At 44.4% G+C, this 21,778-nt stretch carries 16 protein-coding genes and 2 CRISPR repeat arrays; of the genes, 5 read left to right on the plus strand and 11 right to left on the minus strand.

Features of this window, described 5'->3' with window-relative positions; all coding sequences use genetic code 11:
• Positions 1 to 15: 15 nt before the first annotated feature.
• The gene (locus NIA71_RS06560; protein ID WP_253019972.1) at positions 16 to 519 is read right to left on the minus strand and encodes a YbhB/YbcL family Raf kinase inhibitor-like protein; all 504 of its coding nucleotides are present in this window, start codon (positions 517 to 519) and stop codon (positions 16 to 18) included.
• A gap of 245 nt (positions 520 to 764) precedes the next feature.
• On the opposite strand from NIA71_RS06560, the gene NIA71_RS06565 reads away from it, so the two are divergent.
• The gene (locus tag NIA71_RS06565; RefSeq protein WP_253019973.1) at positions 765 to 1,553 is read left to right on the plus strand and encodes a MerR family transcriptional regulator; all 789 of its coding nucleotides are present in this window, start codon (positions 765 to 767) and stop codon (positions 1,551 to 1,553) included.
• A 68-nt stretch (positions 1,554 to 1,621) separates the two neighbouring features.
• Here NIA71_RS06565 and NIA71_RS06570 read toward each other — a convergent pair whose 3' ends face one another.
• On the minus strand, positions 1,622 to 3,028 hold the full coding sequence (locus NIA71_RS06570) for a purine-cytosine permease family protein (protein WP_253019974.1): 1,407 nt from the start codon (positions 3,026 to 3,028) through the stop codon (positions 1,622 to 1,624).
• A gap of 11 nt (positions 3,029 to 3,039) precedes the next feature.
• The gene (locus NIA71_RS06575) at positions 3,040 to 3,261 is read right to left on the minus strand and encodes a hypothetical protein (RefSeq protein ID WP_148396285.1); all 222 of its coding nucleotides are present in this window, start codon (positions 3,259 to 3,261) and stop codon (positions 3,040 to 3,042) included.
• A gap of 467 nt (positions 3,262 to 3,728) precedes the next feature.
• Between NIA71_RS06575 and NIA71_RS06580 the strand changes: the two genes are divergently transcribed.
• Complete coding sequence (locus NIA71_RS06580) at positions 3,729 to 3,905, plus strand: hypothetical protein (protein WP_253019975.1); 177 nt, start codon at positions 3,729 to 3,731, stop codon at positions 3,903 to 3,905.
• 890 nt (positions 3,906 to 4,795) lie between these two features.
• Positions 4,796 to 5,688: direct repeats of the CRISPR family, unit length 30 nt; unit sequence ATTTATATTCCAATCTGGTACTTATTTAGT.
• A 186-nt stretch (positions 5,689 to 5,874) separates the two neighbouring features.
• Here NIA71_RS06580 and NIA71_RS06585 read toward each other — a convergent pair.
• Both NIA71_RS06585 and NIA71_RS06590 read right to left on the minus strand, forming a co-directional pair.
• Entirely contained in the window at positions 5,875 to 6,273 is a 399-nt protein-coding gene (locus NIA71_RS06585) for a HEPN domain-containing protein (RefSeq protein WP_253019976.1), read from the minus strand.
• Positions 6,266 to 6,604, minus strand: a complete 339-nt coding sequence (locus tag NIA71_RS06590) for a nucleotidyltransferase domain-containing protein (RefSeq protein WP_253019977.1) — start codon at positions 6,602 to 6,604, stop codon at positions 6,266 to 6,268. The genes NIA71_RS06585 and NIA71_RS06590 overlap by 8 nt, the downstream gene beginning before the upstream one ends.
• Positions 6,605 to 7,123: 519 nt before the next feature.
• Positions 7,124 to 8,343: a CRISPR direct-repeat array (repeat unit 30 nt; unit sequence ATTTATATTCCAATCTGGCACTTATTTAAT).
• A 917-nt stretch (positions 8,344 to 9,260) separates the two neighbouring features.
• On the opposite strand from NIA71_RS06590, the gene NIA71_RS06595 reads away from it, so the two are divergent.
• Entirely contained in the window at positions 9,261 to 10,040 is a 780-nt protein-coding gene (locus NIA71_RS06595; protein ID WP_253019978.1) for an SDR family NAD(P)-dependent oxidoreductase, read from the plus strand.
• A gap of 167 nt (positions 10,041 to 10,207) precedes the next feature.
• On the plus strand, positions 10,208 to 10,798 hold the full coding sequence (locus tag NIA71_RS06600; RefSeq protein ID WP_253019979.1) for an SOS response-associated peptidase: 591 nt from the start codon (positions 10,208 to 10,210) through the stop codon (positions 10,796 to 10,798).
• A gap of 12 nt (positions 10,799 to 10,810) precedes the next feature.
• Here NIA71_RS06600 and NIA71_RS06605 read toward each other — a convergent pair whose 3' ends face one another.
• From NIA71_RS06605 to NIA71_RS06620, 4 genes are read right to left on the minus strand one after another with little or no spacing between them, the layout of a single operon-like run.
• A complete protein-coding gene (locus tag NIA71_RS06605) occupies positions 10,811 to 12,052 on the minus strand; it encodes an MFS transporter (protein ID WP_253019980.1) in 1,242 nt (413 codons plus the stop codon).
• Between the two features lie 19 nt (positions 12,053 to 12,071).
• The gene (locus NIA71_RS06610) at positions 12,072 to 12,272 is read right to left on the minus strand and encodes a DUF7479 domain-containing protein (protein ID WP_253019981.1); all 201 of its coding nucleotides are present in this window, start codon (positions 12,270 to 12,272) and stop codon (positions 12,072 to 12,074) included.
• Positions 12,259 to 14,598, minus strand: coding sequence for a pyridine nucleotide-disulfide oxidoreductase/dicluster-binding protein (locus tag NIA71_RS06615; protein ID WP_415270814.1), 2,340 nt, complete (start codon positions 14,596 to 14,598; stop codon positions 12,259 to 12,261). Before NIA71_RS06615 ends, NIA71_RS06610 begins: the two co-directional genes overlap by 14 nt.
• Positions 14,599 to 14,601: 3 nt before the next feature.
• Positions 14,602 to 17,448 carry a molybdopterin-dependent oxidoreductase gene (locus NIA71_RS06620; protein ID WP_148396278.1) on the minus strand — a complete coding sequence of 949 codons (2,847 nt, stop codon included), beginning with the start codon at positions 17,446 to 17,448 and terminating at the stop codon, positions 14,602 to 14,604.
• A gap of 237 nt (positions 17,449 to 17,685) precedes the next feature.
• On the opposite strand from NIA71_RS06620, the gene NIA71_RS06625 reads away from it, so the two are divergent.
• Positions 17,686 to 18,555, plus strand: a complete 870-nt coding sequence (locus tag NIA71_RS06625; RefSeq protein WP_148396277.1) for a hypothetical protein — start codon at positions 17,686 to 17,688, stop codon at positions 18,553 to 18,555.
• A 1,024-nt stretch (positions 18,556 to 19,579) separates the two neighbouring features.
• Here NIA71_RS06625 and NIA71_RS06630 read toward each other — a convergent pair.
• A complete protein-coding gene (locus NIA71_RS06630) occupies positions 19,580 to 20,671 on the minus strand; it encodes a zinc-dependent alcohol dehydrogenase (protein WP_253019983.1) in 1,092 nt (363 codons plus the stop codon).
• Positions 20,672 to 20,814: 143 nt separating this feature from the next.
• The gene (locus NIA71_RS06635) at positions 20,815 to 21,681 is read right to left on the minus strand and encodes a LysR family transcriptional regulator (RefSeq protein WP_148396274.1); all 867 of its coding nucleotides are present in this window, start codon (positions 21,679 to 21,681) and stop codon (positions 20,815 to 20,817) included.
• Positions 21,682 to 21,778 lie beyond the last annotated feature (97 nt).

Consider the following 21,778-nt stretch of genomic DNA (forward strand, 5'->3'; position numbering starts at 1 on the left):
TGCTTTTTCTCCTTGCTATTTCTCATAGGTTCCGCACAAAATTGCTGTATCAAGAACCTTGCCTCTCATCTTTTTCCGAAGCTCTCCATAATAAAAGCCTGGTTTCATGCCCAAACTTTCGCTTAGCGCATATAGCTTAATCTCATACTCGTAACATCCGGCCAAAGGCGCCGGACCTCCGTATCGGTTACAAATGGGTTTGTCATGCGGCTGTTCCAAAATCCATCCGTTTTTTCCCTGGACCAGCCATTCTTCCGTACGGCCTGCGTCCTCCGGCAGAGACACCGTACTTGCCGGTATATCGGCTGCAGCCCAGTGGAGAAAAGAAAATCCTTCCTCTGCAAAATTGTCAAAATCCTGAAATAAGAGAACGAAAGATTTCGTTTCTTTGGGTGCTCCTTTCCACTCAAGAGGAAAGGATAGCTGGGGAATCCCATCAATGTTATCGCCGCCGCGGCTGCCATATTGATCTGCAATTTTGCCGTCGATCACTGCAGCGCTCTTTAAAGTAAATGCCATCGCGCGTCTCCTTCCTGGTTAATGATTGCTATAATCCTATTAAAAACCATCAAGCAGCTGCAAGGTCAATCCTTAATTTTGTAATTTCTTTGCTATTTCATATTAATTTTTTTAATGAAAAGATGCCTTTTCTACCGATTTTCCACAAACAAACGGGCAAAACAGGAAGAAATTAACTAGCCTTCAAGTCGGGTTTAAGATATATAATAAGAGGGACACCTTAAAATTATAAAGAAGGCTGCCTTATGTATCAATTCAACGAAACATTTCCCGAAAATTTGAGCATTGAACAGGTATCCCGGATCTTTAACATTCCAAAATCCACACTGCGGTATTGGGAGGATAAAGGCCTGCTCCACCCCATACGCAATAAAGAGAATGGATACCGGGAGTATTCCCGCTATGCAATCACTGAGATTGAAGATCTCCTGACCTATAAAACCATGGGGCTGTCCATCCTCGATATGCAATCGATCAAAAAAGCCGGAGCGCTGAGGGAAAAGAGCTGTTACCAGCAGGCGAAAGAAGCTCTTTTGAAACAATTGGAAGAGATCCACAAAAATATTCATTTTATCCAGCACCGAGATAAACAGTTGGAAAAATATTTTCAACTGAAACAATCTCAAAAATACAAGTTCAGTATACCGGATATCACTGCCATCATCAAATGGCAATGGAACGATAATGGGAAAAATCTCCACGATTATCTAATGAATTCTTATATGGGGATCGTTTTCTTTCCAGATAAGGATATGCATTTTGCTGATGGAATCTTTATCGATGACAATCATAATCCAAATCACGAGTATTTATGGAGAAATACCGACAGCACAACACCGTGGATCGAATTTCTGTTGGAAACCGATTACGGCGCGCCTGCTTCCAATAATCTGAAAGAACATCTGGATGAGCTTCACGGGCGCGGCTATAAAACGGGCATGGTTTTAAGCAAATTTCTCACATCGGATATCTCGCCTTCTGATCAGCGTCCACATGATTATCTGGATGCCTGGGTAGAGATTCTGCCCCTTTAAAGCTTTTCGAAAAAACAAGCGTCCTGAAACGACTTCAAGTCTCAGGGCGCTTATTTTAATTGTGATGTCTATAGGCTTGGGTATCCGCCGACTCCTTTTTTCACCAGGAACGACTTAGCGCAGAACCAGTAAATTACTGCCGTCGGTACAAAAGTACCGAAGGATGCGGTGAAATAAACAAATGGCTTATGTACGACAAGTGTTGCCGGGTTAAAGAATACCAGATAGAATAGTGCCGCTGCGATGAAGATAATCAGCGCTACCCAATTGATTCCGCCCCAGAAGTAATATTTGGAGGTCTCCGTCATATTGAACAACGAACGCATTTCCAATTTTTGTTTTCTCAAGAGGAAATAGTCCACCACTGCGATGGCTGTCATTGGCACGTAGAAAACGCATGTTACGCCCAGCATGATATAGAAGTGGTCGTAGATCCAATCAGCGCCCAAGGCCAGACATATGGCCACGATCAAACTGAATACGCCGACAATTTTTCCCCAGGATACTTTCTGCAGCAGCTTCGTTCCTTTCAGTCCCAGGCAAAGGGCATACGTATCTGTTGCAGCCGAGGTAATGTTTGCGATGGCGATAAAAAGCAGTGCAATAACGCCCAGTGTAACGCCTGACAGTTTGAGCATCCAGGTTGTCGGATCATCGGTACCAAGGGTCAGACATGCCGCTGTTCCCACTGCTGTTGCGATGGTCGCCGCCAGTACCAGACCGACCAGGTTGGCCCAATATGCGGCTCTTGAAGTTTTGCATAATCTGGAAAGTCCGCCCATCTCAGGCCACCAGGACAAGCCTGCGCCGAAATTTAACTCTACGATTACCAAAAAATTCACCCATTTGCTCGGATACGGGGCTGTCGGTTCTGCCGCTACGATATTTTCCCATCCGATATTCACCGTCAAAACGATAGAGAGCATGATAATTACTACGATCATCATCGGCGCCACAATGTTGTTGAACTTCTTAATAACGACCGGCCCTTTCCAAACTACGAGAAACATAATGAACACGCAGATGATGGACATAATCGTGGTAAAGGTGTAGCTCATGCTGTCTGCGTGAACAAATGCAGCCGTAATATTGGAGATGGATCTTCCGAACATGGTGGACAATACAATAACCCATCCTACGATGAAGATTGCAACACACCCCAAAATAAAGTTCTTCCCCTTGACTCCCATGAAACTGATACAGCCTGAATATCCATCGATGCCGTATTTTGAGCTTGACAGACATGGCATCCAGGTCATTACCAGCACGGAAATCATGTTTCCTGCCAGGGTTCCCCAAAGACAGGTCCAGAATCCTGCAAAGGTTGCCATCGATGCACCGATCATGAAGCACCAGGACGCAATGGCCAATCCTACATTTACACAGGAATTGTCAAAAATATTATATTGTCGTTCCCCTTTTAAAATCGGCAGCAATCCAAACTGGGATTCTTGATTTGCATTAAAATTTGCCATTTTCCTTCCTCCTACATGTAAACTCCTAATTTGATGGCGTAATACGCAATGGGCAATACGGTTCCTACTGCGATCAGGATCCAAGTAATAACCCAATCCATTTTGGTCAGTTCCGGAACGACCGACCCGGTGGTCTCAATTTCAGCAATCCGCCTGCATAATTCCTGTTCAATTTCAGGCGCCGTACCGGTACGCCCTTTTAATTCAGCGTACACATCGTCATATCCTTTCATTCTTCGCCTCCTGTTTCTTTTTGTAAGAACAAAGTCAGCTTCGTCGATTCTTAAAAGAAGTAGACTTTGTTGATACTCCGGAAAAATCGCTAACGATATTTCCTACGTAATAAAAAATAGACAATAGCTTATCCTGCAATGCCTTGCAGCCATCTAACCTTATTAAAATCTATCAACCAGTTGTAATGTAAAGCAGTATTTTTAAAATTAAATTGCTTTTTATCGTTATCAATTTGCTGTTTTTGGAGGTAGAATATAGAGTTTAATAATAATTTTCTATGAAATTAGAGCGAAAAATGATGTACATTCAAGTTGGGTTCAAGATGGTAATTCGTTCCTTGACAGAGCAGGAATGGGAAGAAGCGGTCAAGCTGCAAAGAGCATCCCCTTGAAAATATGAGGCGTTCAAAAGAGAGAGATTAATGCTTAGAGATTAGGTGAACGGGAAGGAGCACAGTTATTGGAAGATGTTGATGCTGGCAGGCTTAACGCAGCAATCAAAACGGCTGATGCAGAAAGCATTGCTGATATTTTATGTAAATTATGATTTCCATAATCGCCGTGCTTTCCAGCGCTTCCGACCTCATCTTCTTTATTATTTTGTACCAAATGGTGTGGACGATGGCAGAACGGGCATCGTTTAATATATCCTTTATTTAAAATCTGGGTTTTCACGACAAAGAGAACCGAAAACTATACCTCGACGGGAATTTTTTGTTGATGGCTTCTGGCGTACTGCCTGATGATTGCATATCCTTCATGTCTCAGCTGAAAAAACTGACACCTGTGGATGTCATTAAGGATTGGGACTAAGCGATAGGGATGGGTTTGTAGGGGGTAAGATACAAATTTCTGTCATCCGACAGCTAAGTCCAAGCATTCGAACTCAGCAAAACAATCGGCAGTGGGTGCGTGCGGCGACGGAAAGCAACCATCCACGATCAATATCTTTTGAGAAAAGGTCGTTTTTTTATATTTTATCTCGAGCTATCAGCCTAACGGGATCCTGCCATCCATGAAACTATCAAAATTCACCAGCAAATCATTAACAATTGACAGTTTTTAAGTAAATTCCCCCTCGTTAGTTTAAAGTAGTATCAATAAAAATGAAAATTATTGACCAAACTGACCTTTTAGCCAAGCTGCATCAGGTTGTAGGCTCAGGCTAACGAGCCGCCCTACGTGTGGACGCTGCTGTTTATCTCCCCATGTCATTGGTATTAGAACTGCTTAAAATATAATATTAGCCGTCTTTTACGCATTTATGCGCACGCTGTTATTAATGACCATACTGAGTTTCCTTTGGACGCATCTCAATTATGCCAAAATTGCCTGGCTACGATCTTATCCTTTAATCGTGCGAATTATATTCTAAGCTGGAATTTATTGCATGTTAAAATTGCAAAAATAGGAAGATTATAATCTGATTTACATTCCAATATGATATATATTAATTAGGGAACATCTTAACTTGTACACAAAAATGACCAAACTTTATATTATATTAGTGATCTGGAGGGAATGAACTATCTGAAATTTAATTCCAATCTGGTACTTATTAATTCAATGTTTACAAAAAATGATGAGGCATATGGTGATAATTTATATTCCAATCTGGTACTTATTAATTCAATCAGCAGGATGAAGAACGGAGGCAGCACATGAAACTTTATATTCCAATCTGGTACTTATTAATTTAAAATTATCAAAGGCACATTCGGCCTATACAAAGACTTTATATTCCAATCTGGTACTTATTAATTGATCTGGTGTTTGTGGACAAAACGATCCGCGAATACCTTTATATTCCAATCTGGTACTTATTAATTGGAAGTTTCATTCGGGTGTTTTTCCGATAGCCTCCATCTTTATATTCCAATCTGGTACTTATTAATTAGGAAGCTTAACAAGTTGTTAATGAGAGCGATAAGGGACTTTATATTCCAATCTGGTACTTATTTAGTATAACCGGGAAGAATATCGGAACGCCGCCGTAGTTGTATTTATATTCCAATCTGGTACTTATTTAGTTCCCAGTTGCTCTTATTGAAAAGCTGTGCGTCTGTATTTATATTCCAATCTGGTACTTATTTAGTGAAACCGTTTATTGACGAGGCGGAGTTTTTGAAGCATTTATATTCCAATCTGGTACTTATTTAGTTGCTCATGTTATTGCACTTGCGTTGATTATATTGTCATTTATATTCCAATCTGGTACTTATTTAGTTAAAGGGAGTTCTTGCTGTGACTTTATATTTATAGCTATTTATATTCCAATCTGGTACTTATTTAGTTGTGACGAGGCCCGTGAGCCGCTGCATTTCGGTTTTAATTTATATTCCAATCTGGTACTTATTTAGTACGACATTGAGCGAGCCCGTTATCAGGCCGAGCTTGATTTATATTCCAATCTGGTACTTATTTAGTCCGCCGCCCTAAAGTCGGCTAATATCAACACTTTTCAACACCTTTTTTGTCGACCTACGATTTTTTACCTTAGTCATCATATTACTGGTGCACGGAAGTTGGTCATTACGGGCCAGGCTCTTTATAACTCAAGCATTGTCGACCCCCGGCCCTTTTTACACGATCACAGGTCGACAGTTTTCACCATTAAAAGATTTCTTCTAAGTACACTTTTACTGCCGTATAAAATTTTTCCGCACCATCGATTTGCTTTTTCGTTTCTTCTCTCGAGGCTATATAAAAATCATCATAATCGCTGGCATTCCTGATTTCATTTGCTTCCATAATGATCTGCGAATACTCCCTCTTAAACTTCCCAGTCTTCACATACTCTCTCTGGAAATATTGAATTACCCCAGAATGCTTTTTAAAGTCAACGCCGTCCAAAGCGATGATCGCGCGCATTGCATAAAAGATCGCATAGTACGCCCTATTATTTCCGCTCTTATAGCTAGCTGCCTCATATAACCGCCTCGCATCCATTATCAATTCTTTGGAACGATCTAACCTATATTTAGCAAGCGTCACAGCCAAATCATCATGCACTTAACCTCACCCCCTCACAATTAATATTTCTGTAATAGGGGAGCACTTCTTTATACCTATCAAAATCATTTCGTGGAATGCAGGAAATACTTACAAGCACGTCAAAATCAAGGCTCAAATCGCTCATCAAATTTACAATTTCCTTACGATATTTCACGGAATCTGTTCTGTTTGTCTTGACAATGAGCGCAATGTCTATATCTGATTCGCTATCAAAATCGCCACGCGCGTATGAACCATATAAAATGATTTCTTCAAGGTCTGAACCAACAATCGTGGTAGCTTCAGTGCATATTATGTTCAGTAACTTTCTTAAATTCTCCGCAGACATAATCTTCTTCTCCTCTGTTTTCCTATATTTTACTTTGTCAAAGGGAATTATGCAATATATGCGTTTAAATATATGGACCATGTCAAACACTCTTCATTTATTTTTGGACCTTGCGGCAACATCAAACTAATTTGTCTGCAAGTTATAATCTTGCAAGCCGAGTACGTTTCACAATACTTAGTGTCATGTTAACACCGCACGTAATGGAGAACATTATAAAACATTCTAACCAGCGAGTCGCAGGCGAACTGCAAGGCAGATTTTATACCAGAAATACCAGCTAACATAGTGAGCGCATAGGTTTCATCGTATAAAATAATATTCAGTTCTGTAGTACATAAGGACACTTGACATAATCCTATATTAATACCGCCTATACAATTTTTTATACATGAGTCTATGATTAATTCAATTATAACAACCCTGTAACTTATCACACCATTCAATCTAAGTTTTGTTCTAACTAAACTAGTACTAGTAAATCACTTTCCCGGCTCCTCAAGCAACTCACGTTGTCCCCTTTATATTCCAATCTGGTACTTATTTAATTTGCAACTGACAGTAATCAAGCGGGCAATTAATCTTTTTTATATTCCAATCTGGTACTTATTTAATACGCGATTCGTACCTTATCCGCAGAAGATTCACAGATTTATATTCCAATCTGGTACTTATTTAATATGTGCAGGGGAGTTTTCCAATTTTGACATATGTTGCTTTTATATTCCAATCTGGCACTTATTTAATTATCGGCGATGATGACGTTCACAAAAGGTGAGGACGGATTTATATTCCAATCTGGCACTTATTTAATAATATGTCTCGTTACATCTTAGTCAAATTAAAGCTTATTTATATTCCAATCTGGCACTTATTTAATTTGCAGCAATCTTTAATTGATCGAGTAACTGACACATTTATATTCCAATCTGGCACTTATTTAATATATCGTGTGTATTTACAAAAATACCTACAACAATCATTTATATTCCAATCTGGCACTTATTTAATAGGGTTAGGGGCAGCAATCATATCTTATATTATTTCATTTATATTCCAATCTGGCACTTATTTAATCGGAAAGAACTGCCCGCACAGAACAATCGCAAAAGGCATTTATTATTCCAATCTGGCACTTATTTAATCCCGCAGCTTTGACCCAAACCATCCATCGATGATCATTTATATTCCAATCTGGCACTTATTTAATCCGTCCTTGCTCATAACTTCTCCACCTCCATATAGAGATTTATATTCCAATCTGGCACTTATTTAATTTGACAGGCTCTCTGGTATCGGTACGGTTTACACATTTATATTCCAATCTGGCACTTATTTAATTCCATTGAATCGGTATACGGGAACCAGCTCGATCGGCATTTATATTCCAATCTGGCACTTATTTAATTCTTGCTGACCGAATCCTTCAGCGTAGAGATCATCATTTATATTCCAATCTGGCACTTATTTAATGCAAACCGTAAAACTGTTGAAAAATACGCAGGATACATTTATATTCCAATCTGGCACTTATTTAATGCAGGCCGAGCGGGTAGCATGGAGGATTCTGAAGGACATTTATATTCCAATCTGGCACTTATTTAATCTTTTACAATAAAATATTACAAAAGTGCAAAAACTTATTTATATTCCAATCTGGCACTTATTTAATCCGGACGCCTTTGAGCACTGCTGCCCTGCATGTTTTTATTTATATTCCAATCTGGTACTTATTTAATCCGCCGCCCTAAAGTCGGCTATTACCAACGCTTTTCATCACCTTTTTTGTCGACCTATGTTTTAACACCTCAAATGTCGCATTATTAGCTGCACGAAAGTTGTTTATTACATATCTAGCTCTTTTTAATTCAAGCATTGTCGACCCCCGGCCCTTTTTACACGATCGCAGGTCGACAATCCCGCCATCAAAACAAATCTTCCAAGTATACTTTTACATCCCACAAAAATTTCCCAAACCATCAATGCCAGCAATTAGTCTCGCCTTTCTTCTCTTGAAGCTATGAAAAAAATCATGCCTTGCTCTCACCCTCTCACACTCTCTCACAATTTATCTTTTTCTTTCAAAAATGCGCATTATGTCTAATGATTTGCTAAAACTTTCACCTGTATCTTCCCCTCAAGTTCAATTTTATATATTTTACTTTTTAAATATATATGAGTCAAGCCCACCATCGCGCAAAAGCAACATACAACTATTCACAGCCGCTGACTAAACTTTTCAATTATAGTTCAATTATGCGCCGGCAAAATGCCTCATCCTCACCACCTTCAACGCCCTTTTCATTAAATCCCCGGATCATTTCAAAAAAGCACCGTCCATTCCACACTACTCCTGCTTCTTTTAGTATCCGTTTTGTGCATCATCTCCTCAGAGCAAATTATAATGCATTGCTTGTTTTAACCCTTTGATGTGTTGAAGAGTAAAAAAATTCAGACCTGGATGGAAGAGGATCATCAGCAGAGTCGGGATCAGCGGGGATTCCTGCACAAACCTCATTATGGGAAGCATCCGTAGTATTTCTATGTCAATTTGGTTGAACAGGGAGACGGACAATGGAGTTTTCTTGCTTCAGAAGCTTGATCTTTCTACGCAAAGCCCCTTATAATGTCAGTTAAAAGGAAGGAGCTGAATAAATTGAACAGACTAGAAGGAAAAACAGCCTTAATTACAGGCGCGACAAAAGGAATCGGAAAAGTAACAGCAGAGCTTTTCGCATCAGAAGGCGCAAAGGTCGTTCTGTGCGGGAGAAATGAAAATGACGGAAGCAATTTGGCGGCTGGGCTGAACAGCAAGTTTCCCGGCTCAGCAGCATTTTGCAGATTGGACGTGACAGACCGAAAAAGCTGGGAGCGCACTATCACTTTCACAAAAGAAACATTCGGTGAATTGAATATTGTGATTAACAACGCAGGCATCAGTTTTCGCGAAAATTTAGGGGAAATCACCGATGAAACATGGAACAAAATGATCGCCACCAATCAGACCGGCGTATATTACGGCATGCAGTTTGGAATTGCAGCCATCGCAGAAAACGGTAAGCCAGGAGCAATCGTAAGTACCGCTTCTGTTGATGGCGTCGTAGGAGACAGCAACTTCTTCGGCTACAGCGCCACCAAGGCCGCGGTACAGTCCATGACCCGCTGTGCTGCTTTATACTGCGGAGAGCAAGGCTTTCAAATCCGCGTCAATGCCGTTGCTCCCGGATATATTCTTACTGAAATGGCAGAGGATGATGCCCGTCAAAACGGGCAGACTATAGATGAATATTGTTCAGAGTTCGCAAAGCTCCATCCAATTGGACGAATGGGCCAAGCCACTGAAGTTGCGGAAGCCTATTTGTTCCTGGCATCCGATGCGGCTTCTTTCATCACTGGTACAACCCTCATGGTCGATGGCGGATATGTGGCAAAATGACGATAGCTTTCTCAAACTAATGATACTTTCTTATTGTGTTAGTTTACATAACAAGAAAAAGAACCGTCAGATTATCTTAATTCCTGATAAAAAAATCGTTTTAGGATAGTTGCTCCTAGCATGGTGATTGAATCGCCCGCCTATGGAGAAAAGAAAGGAAAGAATTTATGTGCGGAAGATATACCTTTTATACAAGTGAAGAATATCGGGAAATGAACCGGGTGGTCAGAATGATCGAAGAAAAATACGGCAAAGGCTCCTGCCCGTCCGGCGACATTTACCCTGATAACCGAGTGCCGATTTTGGTGGGCCAGGGCCAAAAAATTGATGTGGATTTACTCGCCTGGGGATTTCCGCGCTGGGATGGAAAAGGTCTGATTATCAATGCCCGCAGCGAAACGGCAGCAGAAAAAAAGACGTTTGCCTATCCCCTGAAAAGCAAAAGATGCATCATCCCTTCCACCGGATTTTACGAATGGAAGAAACAAGAAACCGGCAAAGGCAAGGATAAATATTATTTTACATTGCCCGGGAAAAATTCGGTATATATGGCTGGCCTATTCAACGCGTATGAGGACCAGCTAAGGTTTGTCATTTTGACAACCGGGGCCAATGCGTCTATGGCGCCCATTCACCACCGCATGCCGCTGATCCTCGAAAATCACGAGCTAAAGGACTGGCTGTTCGATGACCAGTTTGCCGCCGGCCGCGTTCTCAAAGCCTCGCCGCTGCTGGAATCCAGATTTCTTGAAGCGTAGCCGGCCACAATCTTATTTCTTCTCAGCCAGCCGATAGGCCGTCTGAAGCAGAATAAATGCCAGGATCGTCAGTACGGCCAAACCGATATACGCCGGAACATAGCTCCCCGTAAGGTCAGCGATCAGGCCCATGCCGAAACTGCAGACTACGCCGCTTGCGCCATAAATCACATAGCTGTACCGCACCACGTCGCCGTATGTTTCTTTGGTGGATAAATCCAGAGCGTAGGCGGAGATGCCGGTTGTCGCCAGAACGCCTCCAAGGCCGTAAATCAGCATGGTCGCTATATGGAGCCCAAAGTTGGGATTTGCTGCCATTGTAGCCATAATCATGGATATGAAGGTGAATCCAAAAAAGAGAAAAGCTGTTTTTCTGGCAGAAAAAAGATCAATCAGCTGTCCGCACAAGACCTTTCCCAAGAGCAGTGAAAACCCGGCCAGGGACATTAACAGAGCGATTGATTGGGCATCCCATCCCGATGTTGAATAAAGCACGCTGAAATGGTTATATGCTGTGTAATTCATAGCGCCGATCAAAAAAGTAACGACGAACATCAAGGTCAGGCTGACTTTATTGGGAGCATACTCGTTCAAATGCTTCACTGTTTTCTTTCCCTTTTTCTCTTCTAGTTCTTCACTGCCGCCAAGAGGCAATAGACCTAAATCTTCCGGTTTATCCCGCAGGATAGCATAAGCCAGCGCTGCCATAGCCAGGACAAAGATGCCCTCGCATAAAAAGGCGGTTCGCAGGGAGAATCGCAGAATCAGATAGGTAGCGATGGGCGGAACGAGCATGGCTGCAAAGCCCGATGCCGCAAAACTGATGCTCATAGCGAGCATACGATGCCGGTTGAACCAAGCCACCAGAATCATGGAAACCGGAATTGAACCGGCAAATCCATAACAAGCCCCGGTAAATACGGCTGCCACGCAGCCCATAGCAAAGGTATCTGCAAAAGCAAAAACACCAAAACCAATCGCGCCCAGAAGAACGCCCAGAGTCATGCCCATCCGCAGCGATAGTTTTTTGTAGTACGCCCCGCAAAAAAACATCGTAACCAGGCCAACGAAAGTCCTTACCGAAACAATCGTTGAATTCTGGACATTGGTAAGGCCCCACTGGTCGATCATAAAGGGCGCATGTACGGAAAAAGTTCCCGGCGTCATGCCGATGCTGGTAAAAAACACCATCGCACATGCGGCGCAGACCGCCCAAGGATATTTACTTTCTTTCGCAGCAATGGTTTTGTTCATTTTTTTTGATTCTCCTAACTTATTTTTCTTCAAAATTTTTCTCCAGCTCCTTGACCTTCTCGTTCACCAGTTCTTCCGAAAGATAGGCCTGCCCGCAGACCGGGCACACCGGAACCTGGTGGTTAAAGGTAAAGCGCATATACTGAAAATCCGTCTTTTTCAGGACTAACTCGACTTTGCATTTTCCGCAAAAGATTCGTTCCTTTTTACTCTCCGTCATTTTGTTCTCCCTTCAGCTTTACACGGTGAAAATACACGCTGCTGATTTGGTAAACATCGTCACCCAGGGCCTTATATCTGACCCAGATGGTGATGAATCCCGTCTGTTTGTGCGCGATATGTTCCTTTGTATCCCCATCGTATAGATAAAGGCTGTTTTCTTCCGCATAACCAATCACCTGCTGAATATCGTCTTCAAGCAAAAGCTGTTTGTTGATACTGCGTTCTGTTTCTTCATCCATCCTCAGACTGATCGTCTCATAAGCCATACTTTCCTCCATTCTTTCTATATGCAAGTATTTTTTCTGAAGGCGGTATTTCAAGCTCATACGATTTTGGCGGCGGCCGGTCAAGTCGGGCACCTGCTGCTGCGGCTGTATCTCGAAGGCCAGATCAAAGATAAAGCGAGCGTCTTTTTTGCTTAATCGAAAGCTATCCATGCAGTTGGTACAGTAAGTGACAAAGGGGCAGCTTTCCTGCTGGCTGTTTTCAGCAATCACGTTCTCCACCAACTGAGGATTTGTGGAATAAACAAGACCGCCGTATCCGCAGCACTGAGCTTGTTCCTTATTCTTGCTCAATTCGATTCCCTCGTAACCTGCCAAAGAAACGATTTTACGGATATCCTGCAGCAGCTGGTCATCTTTTCTGGCTGCGCAGGAATCGAAGATGGCGAATTTTTGGTTCCTGGGTTCCTTTTGCTCCATGTTTCCAGCCAGCAGCGACCATAAGGAAACCACCTCAATCTCCGGGAAATGAGCCTGAAACTGTTCCATACAGGTAGGGCAGGACAAAATAAAGACCGGCTTTCCCCATTCAAGCCATTTGCTGCGAATTTCCTGTGTTTCCTCTGTATATAAAACTTCATTGCCGCACCAATATGCCGGTGCGCAGCAGCAGCGGTTCCACAATGCCACCTGATCCCCATAAAGCTGCCGCAGCCAATCATAAGAATGCTCCACGTATTCGGGATAAGATGCTCCCATCTGACAGCCGGGGAAATAAACGTACCTGCTGCTCCCTGCGGCCGGAATCAGAAGCTCTGCTTGATCGTTGGCATGACGCATATCCTCCAGCCAGAAATGATAGTGAGCCTGGGGAAGAATTTTCTTCTTATGAATCATTCGTCTGGAAGAAAGGCAGAGTCTCCTGGTATCGATGTTTACCGGACACACCTGTTCGCATGCGCCGCATTGCAGGCAGGACATCAACGGGTAAAGCCCCCGCTTTCTGTCAATCTCCTGGGCTTCCACCGTATCCAGAACCGCCGAAGCCAGCTGCTTATAGTCTTCATGATAATGCTGCATCATCGGGCAGACATCGGAGCAAAGGCTGCACTGGCACTGGATGCACCGCTCCGCCTCCGTCATAGCCTCATCCCGTGTCCAATGGGCTTCATCGGCCGGAAGGGTCCTCGCTTTTTTCTCGAGGCCGGCTGGATCAGGCGCATATGGTTCTGCGCTTTTAGATGTTTGCGTCATGAACACCTTATGAATTTTCACGTATTCTTCAATTTGATAGGACAACTGATTGCCTTGATGAATATTCTCAAGTGGGGATCCTTCCTGTTTTATCTTGAATACTTTGCTGTCCCTCAAGGTTTCACTGTTGATTCCGTAATCCTCCTCAGATAAAAGAATCGCGTCATATTCAGGCAGCATTTGGGAAGGGATCTCCGATGTGCGCCAGAGTACATGAATATACTTTTCCTCCAGGATTTCATTCAAATCTTCCTCCAGAACCTGTGGGGGCAAAACCTCATGATCCAGGTCCCACAAGGACCCGCCCAGCTGATTGCCCTTTACCGCCAAATCTACCGGATAGCCCCGGCGAGCCAGCTTAACGGCGCAGACCAGTTCCCCTATCTCACCGCCGCAGATCAAGATCCTTTCTTTCTTTTCGCGGATATAATAGGCTTTCTTCGGCTGTCCATGTGCCTGCTGCCAACAAAAACGTTCGAGACCTTTCAAAGATACCGCTTCGTCGATTTCTTTTCGTACACAATCGTTTTTGCAAGGCTCTCCACAAATGTGGCAGACGACCCCCGGCAGCACCGCAGACTGGCTAAAGGTTTTATACGCCGCCGATATCAATCCGCTGCGAAATTTTTTGATGAAATCCCGTACATCCATCCCCAGCGGACAGGCATGGGAGCATGGAGTTGGTGAATCCCTGAGACATTTTTTCTTTCCGTCCTCAATGAGTTGGTAAAAATCCATATGTACCTCCGTAAAACTTGCTTTCGCTCGGTATCCCAGAACACAAATACACTGCTGCGCAAAGCAGTTCGCGCAGCAGCTCTTTCTTAATTCCGCAGCCAGCCGCAATCCTTAGTGATGTACGACAGCTCCTTTATATTCGATTCTCGGATGAGCCTTGATATAGTCCAGATATTCATGGAAGTCCTTTCCAAAGAAGAATGGCTCCTGTTCCTTGTAAGTACCATTTGCCTTTGCTTCCATTGCCGCCTTGACTTTATCCGGTGTAGCCGGCAGCATGCCGATCCGCACGCCCACTGCCGCATATAATGCATTTAAGACTGCTACATGGCCTGCTGACTGATATCCTTCCGATATTCCCGTACCGCCAAAGGCCGCATAGTCTCTGACTGTCTCCAGGTTGGTGAGGGTGAAGTTCTCTCCATCAGGAATATCTTTAATGAAGGGGAATCCCGAGCCAATCAGGTTGTTATGTTTTTTAAAGTCATAATAATTTTCGCTCAGCGCATAACCGATGGAGTGCATCATACCGCCGAAAGCCTGGCCTTCCAGGGACAGCCAGTTGGTCACCTTGCCCACATCGGATACGCAGTGCATAGCGATGACTTTCGTCTTACCGGTAGCAACATCCACTTCCACTTCGCAAACGAATCCGGCATAACTCTGGTCAGGCGGGAATTTGCCAAAGCCGTCGTTTTCATTGAGCTTCTCGTTGACCGGCTGGGTAAAGGCTCCTACAAATCTTGTTGGCAGACCCTCCGCCACCATCTCATCATAGGTCCGGTAAGTACCGTCCTCTTTGCGCATGGCGTCCAGCATCTTTTTGGCGCCGTCGTCCGTGGCCTGTCCGGTCATCAGATTGCACCGGCTGGCCGCCGCCCGACCCGTATCCGGGCAAGTGTCCGTATCGCTCATGACAATATGAATTTGTTCCGGTTTGAGACCTAACGGCTTTAAGGCTTCGTGGGTATAAGCAAGACATCCCACGTCCGCGCCCTGCCCCATATCTTCCCAAGTGCTGTAATGGGTCACCGTACCGTCCGGGTTCAGCTCCAGAGCGATTTCCGCATGGTCGCCGCTGTTGGAGATGTTAAAGGAACCAAAGGCCACGCCGGCACCGTATTTCTTTTCCTCGGTGGTGTTTTCCGCCGCATGCTTTTTGAGCTTTTCATAGATCGGTTTCATTTCCTTAAAAATTCCTTCTGCAACATATACGGTCGGCTTTTCGCCGTAGATGGCGGTATCGCCCTCCTGCCATACGTTGAGCAGCCGGAAGTCCATCGGGTCCATGCCCATTTTTTCCGCCAGCATATCCATAGCCTGTTCCTGACCGGTGTACATATTGGCGGCTGCCGGACATCGGTAAGCCGTATTGAACGGGGTATTGGAGAAGGTCGTTCTCGAAAGAACTCTGGCACTCGGTGTTGTATATGGAGTCATGAAATATTTTGTCGGCACTAAAGCGCCGCTGTTGGCTGCTTCAGAATAACATCCATTATCGTAGAGGATATCCAGCTCCGCTGCGGTGATTTTTCCCTTTTCGTCGCAGCCGATCCGTACATTCTGATAAGTAGGCGGCCTTTTTCCGGTAAACGCCTGATGCTCTTCATAGCTGAAGGTCAGGGTACAGGGGCTGCCGGTCAAAAGTGATGCCAACCCTACCAGAGCAATGGTTCCCGGCGAGAAAGCGTACCCGAAGGAGCCGCCGGACGGGTTTAAGATCAGGCGTATGTTTTCCGGATCGATTCCCAGACCCGAAGCGATAAACCCTTTCTGCATGTATAAGGCGTGGGTTTTGAACATGATCGTCAGCCTGCCGTCTCCGTCGATATAAGCATTTGCAGTATCCGGTTCAATGGGCATATGAGGCTGGGTCTGGTTTCTTACGCTCAGCTCAACCTGATGCGCGGATTTGGGAAGTGTCTGCCTGGTGTCTTCTCCGTGGAATCTGGCTTTTCTCAGGAATTCATTGGGCATTCCCGGATGGATTTCCAGCGCATCCTCCGCAACCGCATCCAGTGCGTCCAAATATTCGGGCAGCTGTTCATATTCTGCGGTAACCAGCTTTGCCGCATCCCTAGCATGTCTTCTGGTGTCCGCAACCACCAGTGCGATTACATCGCCGCGGCGAAATACCTTTTCATCACAGATAATCGGCCGTTCGGATCCTTCGCCGTCCGCCCAGCTGGTTCCGATTGGAAATACGATTCGATTGGTACCTGGTACGTCTTTTGCCGTAATGACTTTGACGACGCCTTCTGCCTTTTCCGCTGCCGCCGTATCGACGCTCTTTAAAAGCCCGTGGGAGATGGTCGGCATAACCGGCGCCAGATGGAGCATGTCAGGGACCTTCAGCGAAATATCGTCGCCGTAATCAGTTGTTCCCAGAACCTTGCCCAATGCAGTAGGCTTTGGATAGCGGGTATCGAATACCTGATCTTCCGGAATCATATTGTACAAATCATCCATCGTCTTTTCGCCCCGCATAACTTCCGCCGCTGCCATAACACCATCTACCAAAGGCTTGTAGCCGGTGCACCTGCAGGCGTTTCTGTTTTTCTGGAACCAGTCTCGCACTTCTTCTCTGGTGGGAGAAGGGTTTGTTTCCAGCAATGCTTTTGCTGATAGGATGAACCCCGGCGAACAGAAGCCGCACTGGACGCCTCCGTATACGATCCATGCCAGCTGCAGGGGATGCAGATTGTTTGCTGTCCCAATACCCTCTATGGTTTCAACCCGGCTATATTCCGGCACCCGCTTGATATTTAAGGTGCAGGACCTGGTCAGTTTGCCGTTCAGGATTACATTGCAGGCGCCGCACTGCCCTTTTCCGCACCCGACTTTTGTCCCCGTCAACCCCAGGTTGCGAAGAACGTCCGCCAGCGTGTCCTTTTCCATATCACAGATCAAGGATCGTTCGGCACCGTTAATGGTCAATACAATACGATTCATTCCCATTGTTTTTCCTCCATTTCTGAATCTTATTTTCTTCAAACATTCAATCATTGTTCTTTTGATGTATTTAGCTTACCATAGGCCCATTTGTCAGAGAAGTCTGAATAAATGATACCCGCTATCGAAAAACATGCTACGTCATCTCGTATCAAAAACTCCAAATTCGCTATCATATTCTCCCTTTTCCTTTTGTGGCGCCGAGGCTTTATAATAGTGGCAGAAAAGGTAGAGGTGAATACGATGAGAGAAACCATATCAGCTGAAAAATTTTACTATGATCTGCAAAACTCCAGAGTACGGGAGCACGCCTTCAATCAGTGGGAGGAATATCGGAAACAGGTGACAAACCTGCTGATTACTGCTTGCGACCAGGGTAAGACGCTGGCCATCTTCGGAGCCGGCCGCGGAAATGACATGGATTTGTCCCGGCTGGCCGGCCATTTCCGGGAGATAACCTTGATCGATCTCAATGAAAACGCTATGCAATCCGCCGTCAGGCAGTATAGTCTTGAAGGACATCCTGCCATTAAACTGGAACAGCAGGATTTTGTGGGCATCACGGATGAGGATTATATCCAGTATCTATCAGTTATGGGAAGGGAATATCTGCAAATGGGTTATGTCCTCAATGACCCTGTTTCCCAAACGTTTACGGAGCTGGAACGCCTGTATGAAAAGGCAGGAAAGCACCGTCCGGATTTTGGAAGAAAGCGCTATGATTACTCCCTTGTGTTGAACGTTCATAGCCAGCTCAACGATACGGCGGACTGGATCCGGACCCATATGATGTCTTTGCTGGGTGAACCGGTCGATTACCATAATCGGACAGCCGTCAGGATTATGGAAGAAACGGCGCTAATTGTGAAAAAATTCAATGATGCTGTCTTAGCGGCAACTGGAGAAACCACTTTTATCGGCTATGAAATTGGAATCCAGGGGCAGCCCGGAGACGGAATCCAAGGCGCGCTGCAGACCCATCAGGATTTGCGAAAAAGAGAAAAATGCGGCCAGATCCGGCTAAAGCAGCAGGATCTTCTCACATGGCCTTATGACAGAAAGCAGAAGATCGTGTTTACCGTACTGCTGGAGACCCTTTCTGTTTTACTGTAGCAAACAAACGCCCCCTCAGGCCACATATGACAGAACGATTTCTTCCCATTGAACATTGAATCAGACCAAGTAAAAGGCATTTTTTTACTGTAATATATTGTAATTTAAAGTGGTATGTCTTATAATGAATCTGGCAGGAAATGGCGGCGAAAGCGGTTAGCCTTCAGAAGAAGGAAAGTTACCCGAACTGCATGAGAATCCACTCTGTGGAAATCTTGGAAGGGAGGGCGAAGTTTATGTCGGATTTTGAAATCTTGTCACTAATGCTCGTTTTTGTGGGTATTGTGGTAGGTATTTTGATCGAATACATAAAAAAATAACCGCCTCTCGCAGCAAGTCGGTTATTTTTTAACTGAAAACAGCTGACCGTTGACATCGGTCCCGCCTTTCTTGCTTTCATTATACAAAAACGGTAAACGGAATACAAGATAAATTTTAAGGAACATCACATGTCACTACGTTGGTGTTTGGATAAAAGGTAAGCCGGACACCGCACGAAAGCAAATTATCAGAGTGCATCGCAATGTCCGCGGGCCACACATGTGTGATAGGAGACTTACTTCCTTCAGCCGTTGGATCAAGCAAGCAAAAGGTATTTTTTTACTGTAATATATTGTAATTTAAAGTGGCATGTCTTATAATGAATCTGGCAGGAAACGGCGGCGAAAGCGGTTAGCCTTCAGAAGAAGGAAAGTTACCCGAACTGCATGAGAATCCACTCTGTGGAAATCTTGGAAGGGAGGGCAAATTATATGTCAGATTATGAAACACTTATGACAATGCTTACCTTTATGGGTATTGTGGTGATGATTCTGATCGAGTACATAAAAAAGTAACCGCCCTCGCAGCCCACGATACGGTTACTTTAGACTGTATTCCAGGCTGACCGTTGAAATCGGTTCCGCCTTTCTTGCTTTCATTATACAAAAACGGCAAATGGAATACAAGATAAATTTTATAGGACACCGCACGAAAGCAAATGTTCAGAGTGCATTGCGATGCCCCTCATTTCATGCCAGCAGGTTTATTTGTTTGGCTCAATAACAACCTTGATCGGGAATTCGCCTTCGACCCAGCCGCCAGTAACTCTTACTGCATGTTCCGCTTCGTCGAGGGTGTATTTATGTGTTACCAAATCCTCCAGCGGGTACTTTTTACTGTTGATGATATCGATGGCTTTTTTAACAGAGCCCATATGATGGGTATGCGCTCCCTTAATATGCAGTTCACCGAAAACAACCGTGTCAAAATCGATAGGGGTTTTCTTCCCTCCGTAAAGCCCCGGTGTAACAATGGTCGCGCCTTTCTTTACAAACTCCGTGGACTGTTCCAGAGCCTCCGGGTTACCACTGCAGTCAAAAGCGATGTCGCACAGCGCGCCGCCTGTATATTCTCTTACTTTAGCCACAACATCCTCTTTATCTACATTGATAATGTGGTCAGCCCCCAGACGTATTGCCATCTTAAAGCGCTCCTGGTCGCGGTCTTTACCGGTGACGATGACCTTCTTGGCACCGCCTTCTCTGGCGACGACAATTCCGCCAAGTCCCTGCTGCCCCGGCCCCATAATTACGACTGTATCATCCAGAGTAAGACCACCGATCATCTGCAGCCAGTTGACGGAATCTCCCAGAACTGCACAGGTCAGTACTGCAGCCTCCGCCGGAACATCTTCATTGATTTTATGTAAAATCGCCCGTTCCGGAAGATATAAATATTCGCTGTAAGCGCCCCATAAATACGGCGGCTCTGTGCATGGTATCCTGAATCCATAGCCAAGTCCATCCACACAGCGGTTATACTTGCCCTGTATGCAGGGTTCACAGACACCGCATCCAAAACGAGTCTCAACGACCACTCGGTCGCCTTTCTTGCATCCGCTGATCTTTGCTTTGTACTCGCCGATCTCTTCGATGGTTCCCACCATCTCGTGTCCCATAATCAGCGGAAAAGCGTTGGTGTTGGTCCCCTCATACATATGGGGATCTGATCCGCATACGCCTACCATCTCCACTTTTAATAGTGCATCGTTATCTTTAATTTCAGGAATTGGAAATTCTTGAATCTCCATTTCTCCCACTGCTTTTAATACTGCTGCTCTGCAAGTTTTACTCATAATATACATCCTCCTCGTGATTCATCCATCGAAACTTTAAATTAAAATCCATTGTTTTGATAGATTTACCTTACCATAGAACATCCGCGCAAAGAAGTCTGAAAACATGATACCAGCTATCAAAACATCCTATATTGAGACCATTACTGTGCTTCCTTCAAGTATGGCAGGAAAGCTTTGATCAGGGGTGAATTCATCTTTTCATGCTTTGCCAGGACGCCCAGTTCTTTTGTCAGCGGCGGATCCAGCGGCCGCATGGTAACGGTTTGGGGGCATTCCTTTAAATAGAGACTGGAAAGAAACGCAACTCCCAGCCCTTCACTGACCATATGCAGCAAAGCCGATCCATCGCTGGACTCCACTTTGATTTTATAGGGATTTTCCCGCTCCAACAGCTTTTCGATTTGGTTGCTGACCTGATTGTAAGAAGAAAACAGCAGCGGATAATCTTTGAGGGCCTCAAAGGTAATCGATTCCTCTTCCCCAATATCAAACGCCTGGGGGATCGCTGAATAAATTTCATATTCCATCAGCGGAATCCATGCTGCATCCTTCACTAATCCGGCCTCACCGATCGCCAGATCAATATCATCCTCTGACAAAAGTTTGGGAAGTTCCTGACCTGTGGCCACTCGAATTGTAATATCGTTGTCCGGATGATCATCTAAAAACGTTTTGATCACGCCCGGCAGGCCGTCGCAGGCATAGATGGGATAGGTACCGATTCTTAATTTCCTGGTACCTTCCCTTTGGATTTCATGGATCTTGTCGATAAGCTCGCCTTCACTTTCATAGATTTGTCTGATATACGGCTCCAAAGCGATGCCTTCTTCTGTCAGACATACGCCCTTTGAGGTTCGGTTGAGGAGCTTTAAACCTCCCAGTTCATTTTCAAGGGAATTCATCAAATAGATCAGTCCTGACTGAGTATAGTTCAATTTTTCTGCAGTCTTTTTCAGACTGCCCATTTTAACTGCTTCTAAAAAAACCGCGATCTTTTTCGTATCCATATTATCCACCTCACATATAATCTGTACGAACGATTATTAACCTAGAGGGCCGGGTCGCCCGACATCTTTAACTTGTCTTAATATTACAACAAATTAT

The sequence above is a fragment of the Ihubacter massiliensis genome, assembly GCF_024125305.1.
Taxonomy (GTDB): Bacteria; Bacillota; Clostridia; order Peptostreptococcales; family Anaerovoracaceae; genus Hominibacterium; species Hominibacterium faecale.